Source organism: Corallococcus terminator (assembly GCF_003611635.1).
GTDB lineage: Bacteria > Myxococcota > Myxococcia > Myxococcales > Myxococcaceae > Corallococcus > Corallococcus terminator.
Genome location: NZ_RAVZ01000030.1, coordinates 19,298 through 44,551, shown reverse-complemented (window position 1 = coordinate 44,551; position 25,254 = coordinate 19,298). Strand labels below are relative to the sequence as shown.

19 protein-coding genes and 1 pseudogene are annotated in these 25,254 nt (G+C 69.6%); 12 read left to right on the top strand and 8 right to left on the bottom strand.

What is annotated here, in order from left to right; genetic code table 11:
- The 5 genes from D7V88_RS07145 to D7V88_RS07125 form a co-directional block, all read left to right on the top strand.
- Positions 1–495 (top strand): DUF3261 domain-containing protein (locus tag D7V88_RS07145; RefSeq protein ID WP_147448651.1); only part of this gene is annotated, 495 nt, incomplete at its 5' end.
- Between the two features lie 8 nt (positions 496–503).
- Positions 504–1,685, top strand: coding sequence for a beta-ketoacyl-ACP synthase (locus tag D7V88_RS07140; RefSeq protein ID WP_120539850.1), 1,182 nt, complete (start codon positions 504–506; stop codon positions 1,683–1,685).
- Positions 1,685–2,149 carry a hotdog family protein gene (locus tag D7V88_RS07135; protein WP_167509821.1) on the top strand — a complete coding sequence of 155 codons (465 nt, stop codon included), beginning with the start codon at positions 1,685–1,687 and terminating at the stop codon, positions 2,147–2,149. The genes D7V88_RS07140 and D7V88_RS07135 overlap by 1 nt, the downstream gene beginning before the upstream one ends.
- Positions 2,142–2,873: a 3-oxoacyl-ACP reductase FabG gene (gene fabG / locus D7V88_RS07130; RefSeq protein ID WP_120539848.1), complete on the top strand. Its 732-nt coding sequence runs from the start codon at positions 2,142–2,144 to the stop codon at positions 2,871–2,873. Before D7V88_RS07135 ends, fabG begins: the two co-directional genes overlap by 8 nt.
- Positions 2,870–4,108: a beta-ketoacyl-ACP synthase gene (locus D7V88_RS07125; RefSeq protein ID WP_120539847.1), complete on the top strand. Its 1,239-nt coding sequence runs from the start codon at positions 2,870–2,872 to the stop codon at positions 4,106–4,108. The genes fabG and D7V88_RS07125 overlap by 4 nt, the downstream gene beginning before the upstream one ends.
- 22 nt (positions 4,109–4,130) lie before the next feature.
- Here the strand turns inward: D7V88_RS07125 and D7V88_RS07120 are convergent, their stop codons facing one another.
- Entirely contained in the window at positions 4,131–5,738 is a 1,608-nt protein-coding gene (locus D7V88_RS07120) for a hypothetical protein (RefSeq protein ID WP_120539846.1), read from the bottom strand.
- Positions 5,739–6,033: 295 nt separating this feature from the next.
- On the opposite strand from D7V88_RS07120, the gene D7V88_RS07115 reads away from it, so the two are divergent.
- From D7V88_RS07115 to D7V88_RS07105, 3 genes are all read left to right on the top strand, one after another.
- Positions 6,034–8,184 carry a M13 family metallopeptidase gene (locus tag D7V88_RS07115; protein WP_120539845.1) on the top strand — a complete coding sequence of 717 codons (2,151 nt, stop codon included), beginning with the start codon at positions 6,034–6,036 and terminating at the stop codon, positions 8,182–8,184.
- An 80-nt stretch (positions 8,185–8,264) separates the two neighbouring features.
- The gene (locus D7V88_RS07110) at positions 8,265–8,936 is read left to right on the top strand and encodes an O-methyltransferase (protein WP_120539844.1); all 672 of its coding nucleotides are present in this window, start codon (positions 8,265–8,267) and stop codon (positions 8,934–8,936) included.
- A gap of 25 nt (positions 8,937–8,961) precedes the next feature.
- Positions 8,962–9,885: a LysR family transcriptional regulator gene (locus tag D7V88_RS07105; RefSeq protein WP_120539843.1), complete on the top strand. Its 924-nt coding sequence runs from the start codon at positions 8,962–8,964 to the stop codon at positions 9,883–9,885.
- On the opposite strand, the gene D7V88_RS07100 is transcribed toward D7V88_RS07105, so the two are convergent.
- A complete protein-coding gene (locus tag D7V88_RS07100) occupies positions 9,875–10,543 on the bottom strand; it encodes an O-methyltransferase (RefSeq protein WP_120539842.1) in 669 nt (222 codons plus the stop codon). The genes D7V88_RS07105 and D7V88_RS07100 overlap by 11 nt on opposite strands.
- 148 nt (positions 10,544–10,691) lie before the next feature.
- Between D7V88_RS07100 and D7V88_RS07095 the strand changes: the two genes are divergently transcribed.
- Positions 10,692–11,924 (top strand): S8 family serine peptidase, encoded by a 1,233-nt coding sequence (locus tag D7V88_RS07095; RefSeq protein WP_120539841.1) that lies wholly within the window; start codon positions 10,692–10,694, stop codon positions 11,922–11,924.
- Between the two features lie 84 nt (positions 11,925–12,008).
- Here the strand turns inward: D7V88_RS07095 and D7V88_RS07090 are convergent, their stop codons facing one another.
- Together D7V88_RS07090 and D7V88_RS07085 are read right to left on the bottom strand one after the other, a co-directional pair.
- Complete coding sequence (locus tag D7V88_RS07090; RefSeq protein WP_120539840.1) at positions 12,009–13,505, bottom strand: Kelch repeat-containing protein; 1,497 nt, start codon at positions 13,503–13,505, stop codon at positions 12,009–12,011.
- Entirely contained in the window at positions 13,502–14,305 is an 804-nt protein-coding gene (locus D7V88_RS07085; RefSeq protein WP_147448650.1) for a hypothetical protein, read from the bottom strand. Before D7V88_RS07085 ends, D7V88_RS07090 begins: the two co-directional genes overlap by 4 nt.
- Positions 14,306–14,544: 239 nt before the next feature.
- Here D7V88_RS07085 and D7V88_RS07080 point away from each other — a divergent pair, with 239 nt between their 5' ends.
- A complete protein-coding gene (locus tag D7V88_RS07080) occupies positions 14,545–15,738 on the top strand; it encodes a toxin-antitoxin system YwqK family antitoxin (protein ID WP_120539838.1) in 1,194 nt (397 codons plus the stop codon).
- 48 nt (positions 15,739–15,786) lie between these two features.
- Entirely contained in the window at positions 15,787–16,377 is a 591-nt protein-coding gene (locus tag D7V88_RS07075) for a TetR/AcrR family transcriptional regulator (RefSeq protein ID WP_120539837.1), read from the top strand.
- A 63-nt stretch (positions 16,378–16,440) separates the two neighbouring features.
- Here D7V88_RS07075 and D7V88_RS07070 read toward each other — a convergent pair whose 3' ends face one another.
- A complete protein-coding gene (locus tag D7V88_RS07070; protein ID WP_120539836.1) occupies positions 16,441–18,048 on the bottom strand; it encodes a peptidoglycan-binding protein in 1,608 nt (535 codons plus the stop codon).
- Positions 18,049–18,359: 311 nt separating this feature from the next.
- Complete coding sequence (locus D7V88_RS07065; protein ID WP_167509820.1) at positions 18,360–21,692, bottom strand: Dauer Up-regulated; 3,333 nt, start codon at positions 21,690–21,692, stop codon at positions 18,360–18,362.
- On the opposite strand from D7V88_RS07065, the pseudogene D7V88_RS45730 reads away from it, so the two are divergent.
- Positions 21,640–21,858: pseudogene (locus tag D7V88_RS45730) on the top strand (hypothetical protein); the annotation flags it as partial. The gene D7V88_RS07065 and the pseudogene D7V88_RS45730 overlap by 53 nt on opposite strands.
- A gap of 117 nt (positions 21,859–21,975) precedes the next feature.
- Here the strand turns inward: D7V88_RS45730 and D7V88_RS07055 are convergent.
- Together D7V88_RS07055 and D7V88_RS07050 are read right to left on the bottom strand one after the other, a co-directional pair.
- A complete protein-coding gene (locus D7V88_RS07055) occupies positions 21,976–23,781 on the bottom strand; it encodes a methyl-accepting chemotaxis protein (RefSeq protein ID WP_244238035.1) in 1,806 nt (601 codons plus the stop codon).
- 213 nt (positions 23,782–23,994) lie between these two features.
- Complete coding sequence (locus tag D7V88_RS07050) at positions 23,995–25,176, bottom strand: exo-alpha-sialidase (protein ID WP_120539832.1); 1,182 nt, start codon at positions 25,174–25,176, stop codon at positions 23,995–23,997.
- Between the last annotated feature and the right edge of the window lie 78 nt (positions 25,177–25,254).

The window sequence follows — 25,254 nt, the reverse complement described above, 5'->3', positions numbered from 1 at the left end:
GCTCCCGGCGAACCGCTGCCAGAGCTGCGTCTGGCACCGGCCGCACTGGGCGCCACGGTGAGCCTGACGCAGCGGCTGGAGTTCGCGCACGAGTCGGACCCGGGCGGCCCGCGTTCACTGGAGGCCCTGCTGGAGGTGGAGCCAGCGCTGATGCAGCTTGCCGGCTTCGCCCTGGGGCAGCGGCTCATCACGCTGCGCTGGAACGGCACCACGCTGGACGAGGAGCGCGACCCGCGCCTGCCTGCCCAGTTCCAGTCCGCGCCGGTGCTCCGGGACGTGCAGCTCGTCTACTGGCCCGCCGACGCCGTGCGCGCCGCCCTTCCCCCTGGCTGGACGCTGGAGGATGGGCCGGGGCGTCGCGCCCTGTCGAAGAACGGCAGGGAATGGGTGACGGTGCGCTACGATGGCGAGCCGCGCTGGGAAGGGCGCACACAGCTCACCAACCTCTCCGAGCACTACCGGCTCACCATCGAATCGCGCCTCGCGGACGAGTGACTCTTTCCATGATGCCCCCCGTCTTCCTCCACCAGCTCGGCCTCGTCTGCGCCCTGGGCTCCGGGAAGCGCGAGGTGGCGCGCGCCCTGTTCGCGTCCACCCCGTCCGGCGTCGCGGCCCATGAAGGGTACGCGGACCGCGCGCTGCACCTGGGCCTCGTCACCGCCCCGCTCCAGGCCCAGGACGCGCTGCCCGCGTCCTGGCACAGCCGCAACAACGCGCTCCTGCTGACCGCGCTCGCCGAAGTCCGTCCCGCCGTCGACGCGGCCATCGCCCGGTTCGGTCCGGAGCGCGTGGCCGTCGTCCTGGGCACCAGCACCTCCGGCATCGGGGAGAGCGAAGGCGCCATCGCCGCGCGGCTCGCCACGGGACACCTGCCCGCGACCTGGCACCTGCGCCAGCAGGAACTGGGCGCCCCCTCAAGCGCCCTGGCCCACGTGCTGGGACTCGCCGGCCCCGCCTATGTCATCTCCACCGCGTGCTCCTCCAGCGCCAAGGCCCTGGCGAGCGCGGCGCGGCTGTTGCGCGCGGGCACCGTGGACGCGGTGCTGACGGGCGGCGTGGATTCGCTGTGCCGCTTCACCGTGGCGGGCTTCCGCTCGCTGGAGTCGGTGAGCGAGGAGCGCTGCAACCCGATGAGCGTCCACCGCCACGGCATCAACATCGGCGAGGCCGCGGCGCTGTTCCTGATGACGCGCGAGCCGGGGCCGGTGCGTCTGTCCGGCTGGGGCGAGTCCTCCGACGCGCACCACATCTCCGCGCCGGAGCCCGGCGGCCGGGGCGCCATCGCCGCCATCCGCGAAGCGCTCGCGCGCGCGGGGCTCACGCCCGAAGGCGTGGACTACGTGAACCTGCACGGCACCGCGACGCCACAGAACGACGCGATGGAGAGCCGCGCGGTGCACGCGCTGCTGGGCCCGGACGTGAAGGCCAGCTCCACCAAGCCGCTCACCGGCCACACGCTGGGGGCCGCGGGCGCGCTGGAGGCGGCCTTCGCGTGGCTCACGCTCACGGACAACCCGGAGGGACGGCTGCCCGCGCACTTCTGGGATGGGGCGGCGGACCCGGCCCTTCCCGCGCTGTCGCTGGTGAAACCGGGCGAGGCGCTGGGGCGGCCGGTGCGCGCGGTGCTGAGCAACTCGTTCGCCTTCGGGGGCAGCAACGCCGCCCTCGTGCTGGAGCGCGCGTGATGCGCACCCCCATCGACCTGCCCATCGCGGACCTGGTGCCCCATGGTGGGCGCATGCGGCTGCTCGACCGCGCGCTGGAAGGCGACGCGGAGACGCTGCTCGCGGAAGTCACGGTGCGCGAGGACAGCCTCTTCTTCGTGGACGGCGCCGTGGGCGGCTGGGTGGGCATCGAGTACATGGCGCAGGCCGTGGCCGCCTGGGCCGGCTGGCATGCGCGGCTGCGCGGAGAGGTCCCGAAGGTGGGCTTCCTGCTGGGCACCCGCCGCTATGAATGCCAGCGGCCCCGCTTCGCGCTGGGGGAGTGCCTGCGCATCGAGGTCCACCGGCAGTTCTCCGCGGACAACGGGCTGGGCCAGTTCGACTGCACCATCACCCTCGGGACGCAGACGGTGGCCACGGCGGCGCTGACGGTGTTCGAGCCTCAAGCCGGGCACGACGTGAAGAGGAGCGACACGGATGGGTGACAAGACGGTGCTGGTGACGGGCTCCAGCCGGGGCATCGGCCGCGCCATCGCGCTGCGCCTCGCACGCGACGGCTTCGACGTGGTGGTGCACTGCCGCAGCCGGCGCGAGGAAGCGGACGCGGTGGCGGCGCTGGTGCGGGACGCGGGACGCGAAGCGCGCGTGCTCCAGTTCGACGTGGCGGACCGCGCCGCGACGCAAGCCGCGCTGCTCGCGGACGTGGAAGCCCACGGCTGCTACTACGGCGTCGTGTGCAACGCGGGCATCGCGCGCGACAACGCCTTCCCGTCCATGACGGCGGAGGAGTGGGACAGCGTCATCCACACCAACCTGGACGCCTTCTACAACGTGCTCAACCCGCTCACGATGCCGCTGGTGCGCCGCCGCAAGCCGGGCCGCATCGTCACGCTGGCGTCGGTGTCCGGCATCATGGGCAACCGCGGCCAGGTGAACTACAGCGCCGCCAAGGCGGGCATCATCGGCGCGACGAAGGCGCTGGCGGTGGAGCTGGCCAAGCGGGACATCACCGTCAACTGCGTGGCCCCGGGCCTCATCGACACGGAGATGGTGGACCCGCAGATATTGGAAGAGGCGCTGAAGATCATCCCCGCGCGCCGGGTGGGCAGACCGGAGGAGGTCGCCGCCGCGGTGAGCTTCCTCATGGCCGAGGACGCCGGCTACATCACGCGTCAGGTGATTTCCGTGAACGGGGGGATGGTCGGATGAAGCGCGTGGTGGTCACCGGCGTGGGTGCCCTGAGTCCCCTGGGGCACGACTGGGCAACGGTGGAGGCGCGGCTGCGCGCCCGGAAGAACGCCGTCCAGGTGATGGAGTCCTGGAAGCAATACGAAGGCCTGCACACGCGACTGGGAGCTCCCGCCGCGCCGTTCGAGCTGCCGTCGTCCACGTATTCGCGCAAGACGACGCGCACCATGGGCCGCGTGGCGCTGATGGCGACGCGGGCCAGCGAGCTGGCGCTCCTGGACGCGGGCCTGTTGGGCAACCCGCTGGTGAAGAGCGGCAAGATGGGCATCGCCTACGGCTCTTCGGCGGGGACGCCGGAGAACATGGGCGACTTCGGCAAGATGATCACCCACAAGACGACGGAGGGCATCACCGCGACGACGTACCTGCGGATGATGTCCCATACGGCGGCGGTGAACATCGGCGTCTTCTTCGGCATCACCGGTCGCATCATCACGACCTCCAGCGCGTGCACCTCCGGCAGCCAGGGCATCGGCTACGCGTACGAGGCCATCAAGCTGGGCCGTCAGGTGGCGATGCTCGCGGGCGGCGCGGAGGAGCTGGACGCCACCGGGGCCGCCGTCTTCGACACACTCTTCGCCACCAGCACGAAGCACAACGAAGCGCCCCACCTGTCCCCCCGCCCCTTCCACGCCGAGCGCGACGGGCTGGTGCTGGGCGAAGGCGCGTGCACGCTGGTGCTGGAGGACCTGGAGCACGCCCGGGCGCGCGGCGCGACCATCCACGCGGAGGTGCTGGGGTACGGCACCAACAGCGATGGCCGCCACGTCACCCAGCCCAACGCGGACACCATGGCGCAGGCGATGCGGCTGGCGCTGGAGGACGCGGACGTGCCGGCCTCCGCCATCCCGTACGTCAACGCGCACGGCACCGCGACGGACACCGGGGACGTGGCGGAGAGCGCCGCCACGCTGGCGGTGTTCGGGGAGAAGGTCGCTCTGTCGTCGCTCAAGAGCTACATGGGCCACACGCTGGGGGCCTGCGGCGCGCTGGAGGCGTGGATGAGCATCCAGATGATGCGCTCCAACTGGTTCGCGCCCACGCTGCACCTGGACACCGCGACGGTGGATCCGAAGTGCGCGCCCCTGGACTACGTCACCGGCGACGGACGCGCCCTGGAGACGGACCTGGTGATGAGCAACAACTTCGCCTTCGGCGGCATCAACACGTCGCTCATCTTCCGCCGCTGGCCGTGAGCGCCGGGCGGGCGCGGGCGTCCTACTTCCGCGCCGGCACCTCGATGCGGCAGACGCTTCCCGGGGCCAGCGAGTTCGCCTCCATCCACGCCGCCAGCTCGCGGTCGACGTGCTCGGCGGACGTCGCGTCGAAGCGGCGGGCGTCGTGGAGCTTCCAGCCCCGGGGCGCGTTGCCCGAATACCCGTTCACCGTGGGCACGTCGCGCGTGACGGAAGCCCACACCGCGTCGAGCTGGTACTTCCACCCCTCATCGCCGCCGGACGTGGGCGCGTAGAAGAAGCTCTGGCACTCCGGCCCCACGCGGGAGGCCACCGCGTCCACGTCCGCGCGGGACTCGAACCGGTCATAGGTGGAGATGCTCAGGCCCTGTTCCAACAGGCACAGCGCACCCAGTCCCGCCGCCAGCGCCACGCGCCCCTGCTGGACCTGCCGCTGGAGGAAGAAGGCCAGCCCGATGCTCGCGGGAATGAGCATCCACACGCCAATGCGCGCCAGCGCCCGGATGGCCGCCGCGCCGGGCACGGCCTTGAAGACGAGCTTCCAGGGAACCAGGCCCCCTGGATAGAACGACACGAGCAGCACGGTGACGATCCACATCACGAGCAGCATCCTCACCGCCGGCCGTGCGCGGGCCTGCCACAGCCCCACCACCGCCAGGACGGTCGTCACGAAGCCCATGCCCAACTGGTGTTCCCAACCCAATGGCAGACGCTGGAAGCGACGGAAGTCATTCGTCCAGCCATACAGCCAGCTCTTCGGGCCCACGTAGAACCAGCTCCAGACGCGGGGCACCATGGGGGTGACTTCGGCGAAGTCGCGCAGCCCCACCGTGCCGATGGCCTGACGCGAGTGCAGGACGAGGGGCGCCAGCAGCGCCAGGCCCACGACGCCAAAGGCCGCGAGCGCCGGAAGGTGGCGGCGCAGGGACTCGAAGAGGGTCCGGCGAGTGTCTCCGAAGTCGAGCGCGAGCAGGAAGCCGAGCAGCAGGAAGAAGAAGAGGAACCAGCCCCAGTAGAAGCCCGCGTAGAGCTGGGCCACGAAGGAGCCCACGAGCAGCGCGGACCACGCCACCCCGCGCCGCCGGTCCGTCTCCGGCCGGAGCAACACCAGCACCGCGCCCAGGGCGAGCAGCGTGAAGAACTGGCCGGTGAGCTGCGGATGGTTGAGCTGGTTGATGCGCGGGGCGCCCGCCGTGAAGAGCACCGCCCCCACCACCGCCGGCCCCGCGCGCAGGCCCAACCCGCGCATGAGCAGCCACACCGCCGCGGCGTAGTTGAGCGCGGACATCGTGAGGCTCCACGCCTGCCAGGACATGTCCTCGCTCAAGCCCAGCAGCCGCCACAGCCAGTAGAAGGGCGCCACACCCAGCAGCACGTCCGAGTACGCGGCGACGTTGGGCTCGGGGTGGAACATGGGCGGATCCCAGAAGCGCGCATGGAGCGCGTCCCCGGAGATGAACCGCCACCCGTGCTCCAGCACGTAGTGGTTGAAGCGCACGTCGCCCTCGTCCCCCTGGACCAGGCGGAAGCCCGACAGCAGGACGGGGTGGTGCGCGAGCAGCAACGCCAGGACGCCGCCCGCGAGGGCGAACAGGACGAAGCGGGTGCGTTCCGAGACACCGGTTTGCATGGGCGGCGGGAGCGTTAACACACCGGGTGCGTCCCCTGGAACCGGCGTGGCACCCCCGGCGGCGGCAAGCGTGCGTGTCGTTCCCGCGCGACTTCGCCCCGGGGAGACGGGCCTCAAGACGGACGCTGTGGCGGTGACGGGAAAGCCCGGCTGGGGCGCCGCGTCACCCGCTCCCGCCCGCGCCCCGGGGGCTTGCCCACGAAGCCCGGGATGAAACCGCCGTTTGCGCTGTTGGCGGCGCGCCCCCGTGCGCCAGAGTGCGCCAGCCCGTTGGGGGGCCCTTCCAGGAGCATTCATGACGTCCCGTTCCAGACCGCCCTTTGGCGCCGCGCGCATGACGTTTGGCGTCTGTGCGTCCGCGCTCATCACCGCCTGCACCTCCTCCGCGCCCGCCGAGAAGCCCGCGACGCCGCCCGCGGAGGCCGCCGCCGCGCCGACCCCGCCGCCCGCCCCTCCCAAGCCGGTGTACGGCACCTTCGGCATCGACACGCCGGGCATGGACACGGCCGTGGCGCCGGGCGACGACTTCTACCGCTACGTCAACGGCAAGTGGCAGGACACGACGGAGATTCCCGCCGACCGCTCCTCCATGGGCATGTTCACGCGGCTGGCCGAAGAGGCCTCGAAGCAGACGCGCGAGCTGCTGGAGACCGCCGCGAAGTCGGACGCCGCCCCGGGCAGCGAGGACCGCAAGCTGGGTGACTACTTCGCCAGCTTCATGGACGAGGCGGGCATCGAGGCAAAGGGCATCACCCCGCTGAAGCCGGAGCTGGAGCGCATCACGGCGGTCGCCACCCGCAAGGATTTGTCCACGCTCCTGGGCACCACCCTGCGCGCGGACGTGGACGCGCTCAACACAGGGCAGACCACCACCGAACGCCTCTTTGGCCTCTGGGTGGCGGAGGACCTGAACGAGCCCTCCCGCTACGCCGCGTACCTGCTCCAGGGCGGCCTGGGACTGCCGGACCGCGACTTCTATCTGGTGGACTCGCCGCGCTTCAAGGAGGTGCGGGAGAAGTACCAGCAGCACATCGCCGTGCAGTTGAAGAACGCGGGCATCGCCGACAGCGACGCGAAGGCCCGCGCCATCTTCGAGCTGGAGAAGAAGCTCGCCAAGGCCCACTGGTCCGCTCAGGACACGCAGGACGTGGCCAAGGTGAACAACTCCTGGAAGCAGGCAGACTTCACCAAGAAGGCCCCCGGCATGGACTGGGCCGCGTGGTTCGCGAGCGCGGGGCTTGCCCAGCAGGAGGCGTTCATCGTCTGGCAGCCGAGCGCGCTGAGCGGCATCTCCCGCCTCGTGGGCAGCGAGCCGCTCCAGACGTGGAAGGACTACCTGACGTTCCACGCCATCGCGCGCAAGACGGCCGTGCTGCCCAAGGCGTTCGTCGACGCGGGCTTCGAGTTCAACGGCAAGACGCTCTCCGGCGCGCAGCAACTGCGCGAGCGCTGGAAGCGCGGCGTGGACTCCACCAACCACGCCATGGGCGAGGCCGTGGGCAAGCGCTACGTGGAGAAGCACTTCCCGCCCCAGGCCAAGGCCGAGGCGGATGTCATGGTCCGCAACATCCTGGCCGCGCTGGGCCGCCACATCGAAGCGCTGGAGTGGATGTCGCCGGAGACCAAGGCGCGGGCCCAGGAGAAGCTGGGCACGGTGCAGGTGGGCATTGGCCACCCGGACACCTGGCGTGACTACTCCGCGCTGGAGATCATCAAGGGTGACGCCTTCGGCAACGCCGAGCGCGCGGAGCTCTTCGACTACCACCGCAACGTCGCCAAGCTGGGCAAGCCCGTGGACCGCAAGGAATGGTTCATGACGCCGCAGGAGGTCAACGCGCTCAACTCGCCGCAGCAGAACTCCATCATCTTCCCGGCCTCCATCCTCCAGGCCCCCTTCTTCGACCCGAACGCCGACCCGGCCGTGAACTACGGCGGCATCGGTGCCGTCATCGGCCACGAAATCATCCACAGCTTCGACGACGTGGGCGCGCAGTTCGACGCGAAGGGGAAGCTGGCCAACTGGTGGACGCCCAAGGACCTGCAGCGGTTCAAGGCCGCGGGCAAGGCGCTCGCCGCCCAGTACAACGCCTACCGCCCGCTGCCCGACATGACGGTGAACGGGGAGCTGACGCTGGGCGAGAACATCGCCGACGTGGCCGGCGTCTCCATCTCCCATGACGCCTACGTGATGTCGCTGGGAGACAAGCCCGCGGTCACGAAGGACGGCTTCACCGGCGAGCAGCGCTTCTTCCTCGGCTTCGCCCAGGTGTGGCGCAACAAGTTCCGTGAACCGCTGCTGCGCCGCCTGCTGGTGACGGACGGCCATTCTCCCGGCCCGTACCGCACCGCCACCGTGCGCAACGTGGACGCGTGGTACCAGGCGTTCGACGTGAAGCCCGGCCAGGGCCTCTTCCTCACGCCGGAGCAGCGCGTGAAGGTCTGGTAGTCATTGCCTGCACCGGGCGCACGAATGCAGTGCGCCCGGTGCACTGGTTGTCTTGAGGGCGGAGGCGCACGGTGGGGGGCATGACCACGACCCTCCATTCCCCTCCTGTCGCCGACCTGCTCACCCACCTCTTCGCCGACGCGCGCAAGACGGACACCGCCGTGCTCGCGCCCTACCGGACCCTGTCGCCCGAGGCCCGGGCGAAGGCGCTGCACCAGGACTACCGGACGTTCTACGCGCAGGTGGCGGACGCCTACCTGCCCGTGTCGGAGGCGCTGGGCCGGCTGCTCTATGCCCTGACGCGCGCGCGGCGGGCGAAGACGGTGGTGGAGTTCGGCACGTCGTTCGGCATCTCCACGCTCCACCTCGCCTCCGCGCTGCGCGACAACGGCGGCGGCCGGCTCATCACCACGGAGTTCGAACCCACCAAGGTGCGGCGTGCGCGGGAGCACCTCACCACCGCGGGGCTCGTAGACCTGGTGGAGTTCCGGGAAGGGGACGCGCTCGACACGCTGCGCACCGACGTGCCGGACGGCCTGGACCTGGTGCTCTTCGACGGCGCCAAGCCGCTGTACCTGCCCCTGCTGCGCTTGCTGGAGCCGAAGCTCGGGCCCGGGGCCATCCTGGTCGCGGACAACGTGAAGATGAGCCCGGACTTCGCGGCGCATCTGGAGCGGCCGGAGCACGGCTACCTCACCGTCCCCCTGCCCTGGGACGACGACGACTGCCTCCTCGCGGTGCGCACCGCGTAGCAGGCTCACGGCTAGTATCGCGCGGATGGCGGACCTGGACCTCAACCTGCTCGTGGCGCTCGATGCCCTGCTGCGCGAGGGCAGCGTGGCGCGCGCCGCCGAACGGCTCCACCTGAGCGCGCCGGCCATGAGCCGCACGCTCACCCGCATCCGCACGGCGCTGGGGGACCCCGTGCTCGTGCGCGCGGGACGCGGGCTGGTCCCCACGCCGCGCGCGCTGGCGCTCCAGGAGCAGGTGCGCGCGGTGGTGCGGGAAGCCACCGCCCTGCTCGCGCCCGGGACGCCCACCCCTCCGGCCCAGCTCACGCGCACGCTGACGGTGCGGGTGAACGACGGCATCATCCCGCTGCTAGGAGCCTCGCTCTACCAGCGGGCGCGCGACGAGGCCCCGGGGCTCACGCTGCGCTTCGTGGCGGAAGGCACGGAGGACGTGGAGGCGCTGCGCGATGGCGACGTGGACCTGGACATCGGCGTGCAGAACGCGCTGGGCCCGGAGATCCGCGTGCAGCGACTGGGCGAGGACACCTTCGCCGTCCTCGTGGCGCGCACGTCCCCGCTGGCCCGGGGCAAGCTGACGCTGGAGCGCTTCGCCCGCGCCGAATACGTCGTGGCATCCCGGCGCGGGATGACCCGAAACCCGCTGGATGCGCTGCTGGAGCGGCGGGGCCACGTCCGCCGGGTGACGGGCGTGGTGCCCAACCTGCTCGCGGCGGCGGCCCTCGTCGCCCGGACGCAGGCCATCGCCGTGGTGCCTTCGGTGTTCGCCCGGTCCGCGGCGGCGCTGATGCCCCTGCGCGTGCGCGCCGTGCCGCTGGAGACCGGCTCCTTCGTCGTCGCCCAGGCGTGGCATCCCCGCTTCGACCGGGACCCTGCGCACGTCTGGCTGCGCAGGAGCGTGAAGACGCTCTGGGACGAGCTGGTGCGGGACGCCAGACCGGTCAGCCCGTGACGAGCGCCAGCGAGAAGCCGTCATGGCCCTTGCTGCCCACCGTCTGCACGGCGGTGGCGCTCACGCGGGGTTCTGCGGCCACGGTCTCATAGAAGCGGCGCATGCCCTGGACGTTCGCGTCGGTGCTCGCCCCGTCGATGATGCCGCCCTTGCGCACGACGTTGTCGGTGAGGATGACGCTGCCCTTGCGCGACAGCTTGAGCGCCCACGCGAAGTACTCCGCCGTGTTCACCTTGTCCGCGTCGATGAACGTCAGGTCGAACGGCGCCTGCCCCTCCTTCGCCAACTGGGGAAGCGTCTCCAGGGCAGGGCCCACCCGCACCTCCACCACGTCGGACAGGCCCGCGCGGGCGAAGTTCTCCCGGGCCACCTCCGCGTGCTTCGGCACCGCCTCCAGCGTGACGATGCGGCCCCCGGGCGGCAGCGCCCGCGCGAGCCACAGGGTGCTGTAGCCCCCGAGCGTGCCCACCTCCAGGATGCGGCGCGCGCCGTGAATCTGGGCCAGGAGCATCAGCAACTTCCCCTGGTTGGGCGCCACGTTGATGGCCGGCAGCCCCGCCTTCTCGCTCGCGTCCAGCGCGGCCTCCAGCACTGCGTCCGGTGCCACCAGGCGGTCGGTGATGTAGCGGTCGACGGCGGTCCACTGCTCCTGGCTCATGCGTCCTCCTCCGTGGAATTTCGACCTTCTCTAACGCCCGGTTCCGCCCCAGGTGCACCCGGAAAACAAATGCAACGAAACTTAAAATCGGGACAGGCGACAATGTGGGAGTCAGTGGCCGCTCCGCATCCCCCCACGGAGGAACACCATGGAAATCAACCGCAAGTCGCCCGCTTCCGTCGCCCCCACGGCCCGCACCGGTGAGACCTCCCGCGCGGAAGCCCCGAAGGCCAAGCCCCTCACGGTGCGTGACGGCTTCGAGACCCGGGGTGCGCGTCCCAACAACTTCGTGGACCGCCCCACGGGCCGTCCCGCAGCCCCGACGGGCAGCGTGCCTGCGTCTGCCTTCGCCTTCGGTTCGTCCAACGTCGCGGTGAAGCCGGACGCGAACAAGGTCGTCGACGCGAAGAAGGTGGATCCGTCGCAGCCGAAGCCCAAGCCGTCGGGCGACCCGGTCATCGCGGTCATCGACGGTGGCGTGGACTTCAAGCACACGGACCTGGACGACGCGATGTGGACGAACCCCGGTGAAATCGACGGGGACGGCATCGACAACGATGGCAACGGCGTCAAGGACGACATCCACGGCTTCAACGTGGGCACCGGCGAAGGCAACCCGTTCAAGGGCGAGGGTACGGACCACGGCACGCACGTGGCGGGTATCATCGCGGCCGAGGACAACGGCGAGGGCAACACCGGCATCGCGGCCGGCAAGGCCAAGGTGCTGAGCGTGGGCGGCCTGTACGACGGCGCCGACCTGCTCACCAACTTCGAGCGTTCGGTGGACTACCTGGTCAACCTCAAGACGGAGCAGGGCGTGAACATCCGCGCCGCCAACGCGAGCTTCGGCAACACGTACCGCTCCCCGGCGGACCAGGCGCGCTGGACCGCGGCGGTGCAGAAGCTGGCGGACGCGGACATCCTGCTGGTCGCGGCCACGGCGAACGGCAACGGCAGCAACATGAACAACGTGGCGGACATGCCCGCCAACATCGACCTGCCCAACGTCATCACCATCGCGTCGATGGACAAGAACAACGACAAGCTGGCGCGCTTCTCGTCGCACGGCGACAAGGTCGTGGACCTGGCCGCGGTGGGCGAGGACGTGCTCAGCACCGTGCCGGGCAACAAGTGGGAGGAGATGAGCGGCACCTCCATGGCGACGCCGACCGTGGCCGCCACCGCCGCGCGCATGTTCGCGGAGAACCCGGACCTGACGGCCGTGCAGGTGCGCGACCTCCTGCTCAAGACGGTGGAGCTGGACACGGACCTCAAGGGCAAGGTCATCACCGGCGGCAAGCTGGACATCGACGCCGCCATCCAGGCCGCGAAGGACTCCGTCGTCGCGAAGCCCGAGCAGCCCGCCGTCGCCACGCGCTAATCCGAGACTGACGTCATGACTTTCCGGGCCGGGTGCGCTTCGAGCGTGCCCGGCCCGTTGTCTTTCGGCGGTGGGATGCCCGCGTCAGGGCCTGTAGAGCTCTGCGGTATTGAGAGGACCACTCGGGCCGTGCCCCCCCACCACCAACACCTTGCCCGACGGCAGCAGCGTGGCCGTATGGACGCTTCGCCCTGTGGAAAGGGGAAGCGTGGCAGTCCAGGTGCCAGTCACCGGTTCATACATCTGCGCAGTCACGCGAGGCGCATCGCCGTCCTTGCCATAGCCGCCTGTCACCAGCACCGTGCCTGAGGGCAGCAGCGTCGCCGTGTGGCCCTGGCTGCCAACGACCATCGAGCCGGTAAGCGCCCAGGTGCCCGACTCCGGATCATAGAGTTCCGCCCTGCCATCCTTGTCCGTGGTCACCAGTACCTTGCCAGAGGGAAGCAGCGTGGCAGTGAAGGAGATACGGTACGTGGACATGCTGCCCACGGAGTGCCAAGCGCCTGCCTCAGGATCGTAGATGTCCGCGGAGGATAGGGCGCCGGGACTGTTGCGACTGTTGAAGCCGCCCGCCACCAGAACCTGGCCCGAAGGCAACAGCAAGGCGCAATGGTAGCCACGCCCGCTGGGCATACTGCCCGTGGAGGCCCATGTGTTCGTCCCTGGATCATACAGTTGTGCGGTTGCGGTAGACATGGTGAGGTCGTGATCCGTGCCGCCCACCACCAGTACCTTGCCAGACAATAGCAGTGTCGCCGTGGCATAGGTGCGAGCAGTAGTCAGGCTGCCCGCAGGCCCCCAGGTGCCCGCCGCTGGATCATACACCTCCGCCGAAGACAGGGCTGCGGTGCCATTCGAACCGCCCGCCACCAGCACCTTGCCTGAAGGCAGCAGCGTCGCTGTGTGGTTGGTCCGGAGCGAGGACATGTTCCCGGTCGAGGCCCAGTTGCCCGTCGCCGGGTCGTACAACTCTGCGGAGGCAAGGGTCTCGATGGGGCCCGAGCGGCCTCCCGCCACCAGCACCTTGCCCGACTGCAACAGGGTGACCGTGGCACCCGAGCGCCCCACGGACATGCTGCTGGCGGAAGTCCACACCGGACAGATAGGGATGCCGGTGGCGGAGAACCGGGCGATGACCGCCAGATCAAATGCATTGCTCACTGTGAGCGTGAAGGAAGCCGTGACGCCCGGATCCAGACACGGTGGCGCCGTCCAGACAATCTGGCTTGTGGTGCTGGTGTCCTGCGCGGTATCCAAGGAGCCAACGGTCGCGGTCCAAGCGAAACGCATTGCACTGTCCTGCGGATCCTGAGCGCGCCCATTGAAGGTCAGACGGCCGCCCGCTGTCACCTCGAAGGAGGCCTGGGGTCGCTCAATGAGGAGCGGTGGAAGGAACGGCCCCGCGTCAGGATGGGTGCCGCTGCCGCCATCCTCGCCAGCACCTCCATCGCGCCCCTTCGCACCACATCGCTCCGGGTTGCGCAGGCAGAAGTCGCGCCCCTGCTGCTCGAAGTCGACGCACCCCATGAGGCCGATCAGCAGCCCGCCCGCCAGCAGTACACAACGCCCGAACACGCTCATGGCCACCTCCCGACAACAAAGGCAGACGTCCCATCTGTACTCATCCCCAGCTCTATCTGCCCTGAGGCCTGGGGCGCGCCCAGAAGATACATGCCTGCGGAGATTCCCAGCCCTGCCACACCCGCGCCCGTGAGGACCCAACCCACCGTCTGGAAGGTCCTTCCGCGAGACACGCTCCTGTCCACCTCTTGGGAGTTCGTCAAGCTTGCATCGTTGGTCTGGAGCTTGGAACGCTCACTCCGGGCTTGCAGGTAGGCCACACCACCGCCCACCAGCAATGCCCCACTCACCGTCGCGGGGATCCACGCCCGACCCCGCAGGCGACTTCCAGAAGTCTCCGCATGCGCAGACAGGGGCTCAGTAGGGGCCACAGACGTCGAAGGGGACGTGGACACGCTCATGGGCGCTGGCGCCCCCTCCATGGAATTGCCCTGCGCGTCGATTCCGGTCTTCGAGGCGTCGGCTTCTGGGGACTCCTTCCTCGCCACGCCGACGCGCGCGACTTGTTTCGCCCTCTCACGCTCCACCTGCCGTCGCAACTCCTCGAACCTGCGCTCCACCTTGGGCGAAACCTTCACAGGCAGCTTCGCCTGCGGTTGACGCTGGAGGGCCGCCTTGAACGCCACGGTGGACGCCTCGTTCCTGCCAAGGTCTGCCAGGATGACGCCCTCGTAGAGCGACAGGAGCACGTCGTCTGATTCACCGGTCGAAAAGCGCCGAGCCTGCGCGAGTTGCTCCAGCGCGCGTTCGTATTCCAGAGCGTCGTAGAACTGGTTCGCCAAGAGCAGATAGGTCCGCACGCCCTTCTGCTCCTGGGCATGGCCCGCTCGAGGAATGGACAGGAAGCCCCCCAACAACATCGCAGCGAGCAAGAGCCCGGTCCCTCGGACCCGGCACTCGACGAATGAACCCTGCTTGCACATGGAATGTCCCTAGCAATCGCTAGCTGCGACTCTAACCCGCAACAGGGGTTCCAGCGCTCCCAGCCACAAGGCTAGGGTTGGCGCCGAACCTTTCGTCTCCTTGAGTGGAAATCCCCATGTGCGCGCCCTCATTGATCCGCCTCGTCGTGCTCTCCGCCTCCTTGTCCGCCCTGCCCTCCTGGGCCGTGGAGGACTGCGCGTACAAGGGCGAATCCATCAACCTGAACAACGGCAACTCGACCGCGAAGCTCACCGGCACCGTGCGCTGCGTGGACCGGGACACGAAGAAGGAGACGCACACCGTCTCCTACCGCGACGGCAAGAAGGATGGCTGGGAGGTGCGCCGCTGGTCCGACGGCCGGGCCATCGAACAGGAGTACAAGGCCGACAAGCGACACGGCGGCTTCAAGCGCTTCGAAGACGGCCGGCTGGTGGAGACCTCCACCTACGCCGACGACAACGAGCGCGGCGAAGGCCAGCGCTACCACCCCAACGGCAAGGTGGCCCATCGCTACGACCGGCAGCCGGACGACGCGAAGAGCACCTACGCGGACTACGACGACACCGGGCGGTTGAATGAAGCCGGCTGTGGCCTCCAGTCCTCGCGCGAGGCGGGCATCAAGGACTGCGTCTGGAAGGGCGCGTCCCCGCTCGTGTTCTTCCACGCGAACGGCCAGAAGCGCTCCGTCATCCCCCTGAAGAACGGCCTGCGCGAAGGCGTGACGGAGTCGTTCGACGCCCAGGGCCAGCGCACCAGCACCATCTCCTACGCCGCGGGCCTGCGCGACGGGCTGAGCACCGAGTACTCCGGCACAACCCCTCGCCGCTCGACGACGTACGCCAAGGGGCAGATGGAGGGCGACGAGACGGAGTACTTCAAGGACGGAAGCAAGAAGCTCGTCACCACCTGGAAGGACCGCAAGAAGCTCAAGCGCGTGGAGTACTTCCAGAACGGCGAGCGCAAGAACGAGTTCGTCGTCACCGGCGAGCGCGCGGTGGACTCCCAGTTCAACGACGACGGCTCGCTGCGCCAGCGGCAGGCCCAGGCCCTGGATGACAGCAAGTACCGCTTCGAGCCCGACGGCGTGACGGAGTCCTTCTTCCCGGACGGAGGCGTGGAGTCGCGCGAGCACTACGTTGAGGGCCGGGCCGAGGGCCAGCGCCAGGTCTGGGCCGACAACGGCGTCCTCGTGGAGGACTCGCAGTGGGCCAAGGACCGCGTCACCGCGCGCAAGCGCTGGAACCCGGATGGCGGACTCGTGGAGGACGACACCTTCTACGAGGACGGCTCGCGCAAGAAGAAGCCCTGAGCCCGGCGTCTTGACGGAGGATGGGCGAAATATTACGCCCATCCTCCAATGACCCAGAAGACGGAACAGAAGCAGAAGTCCCACGACGCCATCCTCGCGTCCGCGGCCGCGTTGCTCCTGGAGCGGGGCATCCAGGCCAGCTCCATCATGGACGTGATGAAGGGCGCCGGGCTCACGGTGGGGGGCTTCTACGGGCACTTCGAGTCGAAGGAGCACCTGTTCACGGAGACGATCCGGGGCACCGCCCGCGCGGTGTGGAACAAGCTCTTGCACAAGGCGAAGGAGGATGCGCCGGAGGCGCCCGCGCTGAAGGTGCTGGAGCGCTACCTGTCGCGCAAGCACCGCGACGCCTTCACCCCCACCTGTCCCCTGCCCAGCATCACCGCGGACGTGTCCCGCACCGGGGAGCCGTACCGGGGCGCGCTGGAGGCGGAGCTGCAGGAGTTCGTCCAGTCATTCGCGGAGCTGCTGGGCCCGAACGCGAACGCTCGCCACCGGGAGAAGGCCCTGGCGGCCATCGCGCTCATGTACGGCGCCCTGTCCCTGTCACGCGCCATCCGGGGCACGAAGCTGTCGGATGACTTCCTGGAGGCGGCGAAGAAGGCGGGCGCGAAGCTGCTCGCGAAGCAGGACGCCTGAGCGCCACGAAAAAAGCCCGGTCCGTCACCGGACCGGGCTTCCTTGAATCACGACCTCACATCATCAGTCGCGCTGGATGGCGCCCTTCGGGACCAGGATGACGACTTCCTTGCAGTCCGAGTAGATGATGGACGGCATGTCCTTGTAGTTGTGCGTCGTCTTGCCGCCGTTGCGCACGACGCCCATGTCATTGCCCTTCGAGCCGCCGCTGTAGTCCCAACCGTGGCGCGACTGGAAGATGATGGCGCCGTCCGGGACCTTGCCTTCCGCGACGAGCTTCTTGTACTGGTCCGCCGTCACCACGTTCGCGGTGGCGTTGCCGTACGGGCTCTTGATGGTCTGCTGACGCGAGCCGGGGAACGGGATGGAGTCCCAGCCCTTGCGCAGCATCTGCGCCATGCCGCCGCGCGGGTTGTTCGGGTCATTGCCCGTCGCCGCGGGGGTGTTCGGGATGCCCAGGCGGGTCATGTTGTCCAGCGTCGTGCGCACGCAGTAACCCGTCGCGCCGTTGTTCAGGGGCGAGGTGGCCAGCTTCTTCAGCGTGGGGTCGTTCGTGTTGATGCGAACGCCGTTGCCCAGCACCGCGCCGTTGTTGTTCGTCGCGCCGGTGTTGTTGTTGGTGTTCGTGCCGGTCGTCGTGTTGCCGGGCTTCACGCCGCCCGTCGTGTTGCCGGAGGTCGTGTTGCCGGTGTTCGTGCCGCGGGTGTTCTGCAGCGTCTGGAGCGTGGTGGGACCCACGTGACCTTCCGCCGTGCCCGGGCGCAGGTCGTGGGCCTTCTGGAACGCCGCCACGGCCTTCGCGGTGACGGGGCCGTACTTGCCGTCCGCCGGGATGCCCAGCATCTCCTGGATCTGCTTCACCGCGGGGCCCTGCATGCCCTCGCTCAGCTTCACGCCGCCGGCCTTCACCTGCTCCAGCGTCGGCGCCGTCGTCCAGCGCTTGGGGCCCGCCTGCTCGAAGGAGTCCTTCGTCTGCGCGGGACGCTGCGTGGTGGTGGAGGGCTGCGTGGGGGTGTTCGTCCCCGTCGCCCCGCCGAAGCTCGGCGCCAGCGCCTGCGCGCGCGCCCAGACGTCGTTGGAGTAGTCGTTGCCCGTGGTGCCCTGGTCCATGCCGGCCTGGGTCTTCACGTTCTTGGGGCCGAAGTTGTAGGCCGCCACCGCGCCACGGAGCTGCTGCGCCTCGGACCAGTCCGGGTGCGCCTTCTTCACGTCGTTGACGTAGCCCTTGAGGATGCCCGCCGCCTGGTCGATGTGCGCGGCGCTGGTGGGCCCGCCCTTCGCCTGGTGATAGCGGTGATCCACCTGCATCAGGCCAAAGCCGTTGCCGGCGTCACCGTGGCCCGTGCGGTCCAGGGCCGCGCCACCGCGCGACTCGCGGCTCGCGATGGCCGCCAGCAGCGCCGGGGGCAGGCCGTGCTTCGCCGCCGCCGCCTCGATGCTCGCCTTGTAGGGCAGCAGCCGCGCCAGGTCCGTCTGCGCCATCTTCTTCGACGCCGCCACGCCCGGCTGCAGCCCGTCCTGACCCGCCGTGCGCGCCGAAGCGCCCGTCGGCGCGTACTGCGAAAGGATGGCGTTCGGGTTCGCGGCGCCATTGCGCGCGGACGTCGCCGTCACGGACTGGGAACGAGTCGAATTCGTTCGCTGGGACGTATTGGTCGCGGAGAGGCTCATGCGGGGATTCCTCGGTAGCGGCTGTGATTCCTGTCCCGATTATCCAGATCACTCCCAGCGAGTTGCGCGAGATCCGAAAATTAAGATCTGCCAGTTAAACCAGTGTGAAATTTTCCGCTCAAACGTGTCTGTTCTGTGTTGCCTGTCACAACTGAGTTACAGCCGGGTCATGAGCACACCGAGGGTCCGTCTGGATTCACATCCGATGACGCACCGCGATTAACGGAAAGATCCAGCGAGGCCCGAAAATGAAACGGGGCCTGCTCCCGGATTGGGAACAGGCCCCGTCAGGGCGGAAATTTACAAACGGGCTAGATGAAGGGGACGCCCGGGATGTCGTCGGGGATCAGGTCGTCCAGGAAGTCCTTCACGGAGTTGAAGGCGTCACCGGCCAGCTTTCCCACCTCGCCCGGCAGGTCCGCGAGGCCCTCCAGGGCGTCCTTGGCGGTTTCGAGACCCTTGCGCGCCAGATCATCCAGGTGCCCAACCGCAGCCTCCGCGAGCTGTCCGCCCGCGCCCGCCAGGTCCTTGAGCGCGTCCACGCCCGCGTCGCCCAGGTCCGCGACGGCGACGAGCAGCTCCTTGCCGCCTTCGGTGAGGTTGTCCTTCCAGGCCTTGGCGACGTTGGTGAAGGCCTCCACGCCGTCCTTGAGCAGGTCCTTGGCGAAGTCCTTGGCCCACGTCACGCGGTTGTCGACGAAGTCCTTGATGGCGGTGGCCGCGGCCTTGGCCGCCTCGCCGCCCTTGCGGGCCAGGGACGACAGTGTGCTGCCCACCCACTCCCCCGCCTTGGAGAGGGCCTCGCCCGGGTTGGCCGCGATGTACTTCAGCGTCTCCACGGCCTTCTCGCCCGCGTTGGCCAGGCCCTTGACCAGGCTCTCCGCCATCTGGACGCCCTGGGCGCCCAGGTCCTTCACGGAGTCCCAGGCCTTCTTCGCCAGCTCACCGCCCTTGGCCAGGGCGTCGGTGAGGGCCTCCTTGGCCTTGGTGGCGGCCTCGCCGGGGTTGGCGGCCGTCCAGGCCAGCAGCTCCAGGCCCTTCTCGCCCAGCTCCTTCGCCTTGTTCACCGTGTTGTTGACGAGCGTCGTCGCGCCGTTGATCAGCTCCTTCGCCTTCTCCTTCGCGGCGCCGGTGAGCTTGTCGTAGCCGGCCTTCAGGTCGTTCAGCGTGGAGACGGCCTTCTTGTAGAGGTCCTTGCCGGCCTGGGTGGCCAGGTCCACCCCTGAGTCGACGATGCTCTTGATGCCGTCGAGCGCCTTCTTCGCCGCCGCGCCCGGGTTCTGGGCGATGTACTTCAGCGTCTCCAGGCCCTTCTCACCCAGCTTCTTCGCCTCGTCGACGACGCTGCCCAGGACCTTCTGGGCCTCCTTCGCCAGCTCGCCGCCCTTCTCGATGGCGGTGTTGAAGGCCTGGGTGGCCTGCTGCACCACGGCCTCGCCGTACTTGGACGGGTTGCGCACCACGTCCGCCAGCTTGTGGATGACGGCCGCGCCCGTCTTCAGGCCATCCCCCACCGCCTCCGCCTGGGACACGCCCACGAACTCGGCGAGCTTCACCGCGCCCTTGGCCCCCTTCTCCACGCCCCACTGGAGCAGTTGCGCGGCGCCCTCCGGCCCGTAGTACGCGGCCATGTGCGCCAGCCCCGCCGGGCCCTGGGCCGCGGCGCCGGCGATGTTCACGGCCTTCATCCAGTCCGGGGCCTTGTAGCCCTTGGGGTCGGCGTCGTACTTCGCCTTCTCCTGGCTGAAGCCGATGTCCATCGCCAGTTCGGCGGCGCCCAGCAACACGCTTGCGCCCACGTCGACGGCCACGCCCACGCCGGTCAGGTCCAACGCGATACCCAGGGCCCCGTCCGCGGCGTTCAGCGCCGCGATGGTGTGCGCGAAGTAGCCCAGGTCGTTGTTCTTGCCGTGCAGGTCCAGCGATTCCTTCTCGTACTTCACCGCGTCGATGGCGTTGGGCAGCGCGCCCGCCACCGGGACGACCTTCGCCAGGTTCTTGAAGACCTTGCCGGCGACATCGGCGGTGATCTCCACGCCGACCTTGCCCAGCACCTTCTCCATCACCTTGAGGCCCTGGCCCACGAGCTTGCTGCCCGCCTTGTCCAGCAGCGGTCCCAGGCCCTTCATCGTCGTGTTGAGCGCGTCCGCGCCCACGCCGTCGGTGAACTTGAGCAGCGCCTTGAGCGCGCCGGAGTCCATCTGCGTCACGGCCTTGGCCAGCACCTTGCCCGCGTCGTCATCCAGCTTGCCGGCCAGCTTCGCCAACTGTTCGGCCGTCTTCGGGTCGGAGAGCGCCTCGTTGAGGACCTTGTGCTCCAGGCCGCCCAGGGTGCTCACCAGCCGCTTGCCCGCGGCGGCATCCAGCGTGTCCAACTGGCCCACCAGCGCGTCCAGCGCCTTGGGGTCGGTGATGCCCTTGAGGACGGACTCCAGCGACTCCGGGCCGCCCAGCTTCGTGGCGGTGGCGGTGAGCTTCTCCAGTTGCTGGGGCGTGAGCTTCGACGCCAGCGAAGGATCCAACCCCTTCACCGCCACCTCCGCCAGCCGGGTGCCCTGCTGGGCCACGTCCGCCGCGTTCTTCACGCCCGCGTTCTTCAGGAGCTCCGTGAAGCCCTTGAGGTCCTTCTTCAGGTCGGGCACCTCCGCGAGCAACTGCGCGGCGGCCATCGCCTTGTCCTGAATGGGGGCGTTGGGATCCGCCAGGGTGATGGCGGCGCCCGCGGCGCGCAGCGAACCGTCCAGCTTGCGCAGGTCATTGGCCAGGGCCGGGAACTTGTCCCCGGCGAAGTCCTTGAGCGCCTGGCCCAGCTCCAGCGTGGCCTTCGCCTTGTCCGTGGCGGACGCGTTGGGGTCCGTCCACTTGCCAATGGCACCCACCAGCTTCTCCGCGGCGGGCAGGCCCTTGAGCGTGGTGTCCAGCACGCCCTTCAAATCCTCCGGCTTGAGGATGTCCCCGGCCGCCTTCGCCAGGGTGAGGCTGGCCTGGGCCTTCTCCGTCACGCTCTTCTTGGGGTCGGCCAGCGTGCCCAGGGAGGAGAGCGCGTCCGGGCTGGTGGCCAGCTTCGCCAGCTTCTCGTCCTTGACGCCCAGGCGCTCCAGCGCGTTGGGGACCGTCTCCGGGAACTGCGAGGCCAGCTCGCCCAGGGCCGTGGCGCGTTCGGAGAACGTGCCGGTGCCCAGCTTGTTGAGCGCGTCGTAGGCCTTCTTGAGGTCCTCCTTGCCCTTGTCCTTCAGCTCCGGGAAGAGCTTGGGCAACTCCTCCGGCGTGGCGGGCAGCGCGTCCGCGCGGGGCGGCGGGGTCGCCTGCGGGCCCTGGTTGGCATTCGCCGCGTTGGCGGCGACAGGAGCACCGGAGGTGGGAGGAGCGAACGGCGCCGGGGACTCGCCCGTCAGCCGGTTCGCGCCACGGCTGTTGGCGTTGCCCGTGGCGAAGTCGTCCTTCTTGAAGAGCTGGACCTGGGGCTGCTTCGGCTGCTGCTTCGCGGCGTTCTCGGCGGCGGCACGGGCAGCGGCTTCAGCAGCGGCCTTCGCGGCGGCGGCACGGGCAGCGGCTTCAGCGGCGGCACGGGCAGCGGCGGCGGCGGCGGCAGCAGCAGCGGCGGCAGCGGCAGCGGCGGCGCCTCCATCGACAGGGCGGGACATGCGGAACTCTCCTACCTTTGGGGAAACCGAGAAAGGTTCCCGGGATTCTCTACATTTTGGGACGAATGTTGCTGGCAGGCCCCCCGTTGCGACAAGGCCCCCTCGGACAGGGGCGGTACGTCGCCACCGCTCGAACGGTTTCACCCTCCCGGTGTTTCCCGCATGACGCGCGAAGACATACCGGACGCAATGGGAGCCCCCCGGGTGGAGGGCACCTCGCGACGCGGCGCGGCAAGCACAAGGGAGGGAGTCGGAGGCGGGACGACCCTGGAGGTTTCGTGGCTCAGCCGGCCTGGAACTGCCGCGCCAGCTCATCCACTTCCTGGGACACGCCCTGCAACGTCTGGGTGGCGTCCCGGGTGGTCTCCGCGCGGTGGAGCGTCTCCTCCATGATGCGCGACAGGTCGGCGACGGCGGTGAAGACCTGGGTGAAGCCCGCGTTCTGCTGCGTGACGGCGCCAGCGATCTGCCGGGCCGCGCCAGCGCTCTCGCGCGACATGGCCAGCAGTTCGCGCAGGGACGCCCCCGACGTCCTCACCCCCTCCAGGCCGGTGGCGACCTGCTGTCCGCCCTGCTCCCCCATGAGGGACGCGGCCTGGATGCCCTGGCGCAGGTCCTCCAGCACGGAGCGGATGCGGTCCGTCGCCTGGGCGGACTGGTTGGCCAGCCCCCGCATCTCCCGCGCCACCACGGAGAAGCTGCGGCCCACGTCCCCTGCCCTCGCCGCCTCGATGGCCGCGTTGAGCGCGAGCACGTTGGACTGGTCCGCCAGGTCCTTCACCGACGCGGTGATGTCCCCGATGCGCGACGCGCTCTCCGTCAGGGCCGCGAGGCGCGCCTGGATGCCGTCCACCGCCTGCTGGATGGCGACCAGTCCCGCGAGGCTCGCCTCCACGGAGCGCTCGCCCTGGAGCCCCAGCGCCTCCGAGCGCTGCGCCACCTGGAGCACGGCCTCCGCGCGGTCCGCGGCGAGCCGGGAGGTGTGCTGGATTTCGTCGGACGTGGCCCGGGCCTCCTGGAGCGCCACGGCCTGCTTCGACAGACTCCCCTGCTGCTCCACCTGCGCGAGTCCCAACTGGTGGCCCGCCTCACCCAGCCGGTGGGCGGCGGTGTGCAGCGACCGGGGCAGCGCGGACAGCTTGAGCAGCACCGCGCGCATGCCCGCCGCCAGGTCGCCCAGCTCATCCGTGGACACCCAGGCCGGCGCCGTCACCCGGCCCGCCGCCAGCGATTCGATGGCCGCCTGGACCGCGCCGGCCCCCTTCGCCTGACGCCGGGCCATCATCCACAGCGTGAGGGCGGGGATGACCAGCATCACCCCGCAGATCCACGCCACCGCGACGGTGAACTCGCGCAGCATCTCGTGGCCCAGCGCATCCAGGTGCCCCACCGCATCCTGCGCGCCCAGCGCCCGCAGGTGCTCTTCCAGCATCGCCCGGGCGACGCGCAGCTTCACCCCCAGCATCCCGCCGCTCAAGAGCATCGTCAGCAACAGCGAGGTCACCGACGTCAGCGGCAGGAACCAGCGCTGCCGGGGCCAGAAGGGACCTCCGCCCCGGGGCGCTACCTCCGGAAAGCGCTGCTGTTCGGCCAGCACGAGCGGAAGCAGGCGCTGCTCCAGGCTGAGCGCGAAGGGCAGCGCCAGCAGCACCCCGAAACACGCCGCCACCGAACAGCCCATCACCACCTGGAAGGCGTCCTTCTGGTGCAGCCACGCGGCGATGAGGCTGAAGGTGAACCCACCCACCGCCCAGGCCCCCGCCGTGGTGGCGGCGGCCGCGCGCCACGGCAGGCGCAGCAGTCGCTCCAGCCGCTGCCCCGGCACATCCCCGGACCTCCGCGCCAGGGCATGCCGGCCCACCCACCACAGCGACAGCAGCGGGTATCCCGCGCCGAACACGAGGATGATGGGAGGCAGCACGGTGAGCACGACCTGCGTCGCCTGCGTGCCGCCCAGCCCCATCGCCACGGACACCAGATACCCGGCGATGAACGCGGGCAGCGACATCCACCGCAGGAACAGCCACACGCCCTGTTTCACAAAGGCCGACACCACGTCGCCTTCACCCGCCATGTCTTGGTTTGTCATTCGCGGGGCTCGGGCTCCAGGCCAACCGGAGAGGGCCGTCTCCCGGTCCCCCGAGCGTAGCGAATCCCCCCGGGACTTGCCCCACCGGGCCGCCATGGAGGCGCGGCCCGGTGTGCTTCCATGTTTCAGTTACCTGTCTTTCACGCGTTGCCCTGTTTGTCTCTCACGGAAGTCTGGCGTTCACCGGCTCCGGAGATGAAACAGAAGGGGAAGCTAGCGAAGGAGGACCCGGTTCGTGCCCAGCCCGTCGATGACGGCGATGACGTCGTTGGGGGCGCGCTCGAAGAGGCCGGGGGTGTAGTTGCGCGACGTGCCCGTCCACACGGGGCTGGGGGCGGACCAGGTCTCGAAGTTGGCCGTGGTGGTGACGAAGCCGACGTGGCAGTTGCGCTGGTCCACCGGCGCGCTGGACAGGTCGGGCGGGCCGGCCTTGTCCTCGTCGGTGCAGAACGCGACGCCCACCGGGCCCCCGCCCACGCGGATGGCGTAGGGGACGTAGGCGTTGTAGCGGCGGCCGGAGCCCGGGTCGATGCGAGCGCTGTACACGGTGCGGCGCAGTGAATCGTCCCACGTGCGGCCCCCGTCCCAGGACTGCACGGCGTTGATGACATTGGCCCGGGCGCCTCCGGAGGGAAAGCCCTCCACGCCCTCCACGACGGCCATGATGCGGTCCCCGGCGAGCTGCACCACCGTGGGCATGCCCTCGCGGCTGAGCGCGCCCGCCCGCTTGTCGCGCGACACGGTGACGGTGCCGTACGCGGTCCACGCCCCGGCGAGGCCCTGGCGGCCCTGCATGGCGATCCACTGGTGGCCGGGGAAGCCGCCCTGCGCGGCCAGCAACTCCGAATCGTAATAGACCTGCAGGTCGCCGTTGCCGCGCCGGAAGAGGAAGGGCGCGCCCACGAAGCGCGTCGTCGGTCCGGCGACGGTGCTGTCGTAGACCCAACCGTCACCGTCGTTGTCGCTGCGGGTGATGGTGACGCGGAACTGGCCGTTGGCGTACTCGCGGAAGGCGCAGAAGACGGTGCGCGTGCCCGGGATGGCGAGCATCGTCACGTCGCCGAACTCCACGTTGGGGTTGTTGGCGACGGAGCCGTGCAGGCTCCAGCTCGCGCCCCCGTTGGAGCTCGTCCACACATCGATGCCGTGGCCCCAGCTCGAACCGCCGATGAGCAGCCCGTCCGCGCGGCGGGTGATGCCCCGGATGGGGGCGCCGCCGGACGGCATCAACACCCGCCAGCCTCCCGCCGGGAGTTCAGACTCCACCCGGGCCACGGGCTCCGGAGCCTGCGCGTCCTCTTCCGGCGCGCAGGCCCCGAGCGAAGCCGTGAGCAGCGCGAACGTCATCAGGCGTCGGGCAGGACGCGGGCAGAGCCACCAGGAGGTTGGGTTCATGCCCACGAGCCTGCCGTCACGGGATTCCCCGTATCAAGCGCCAGAGCGGCAATGCTGGAGAAAATCGACGTCAGGCCC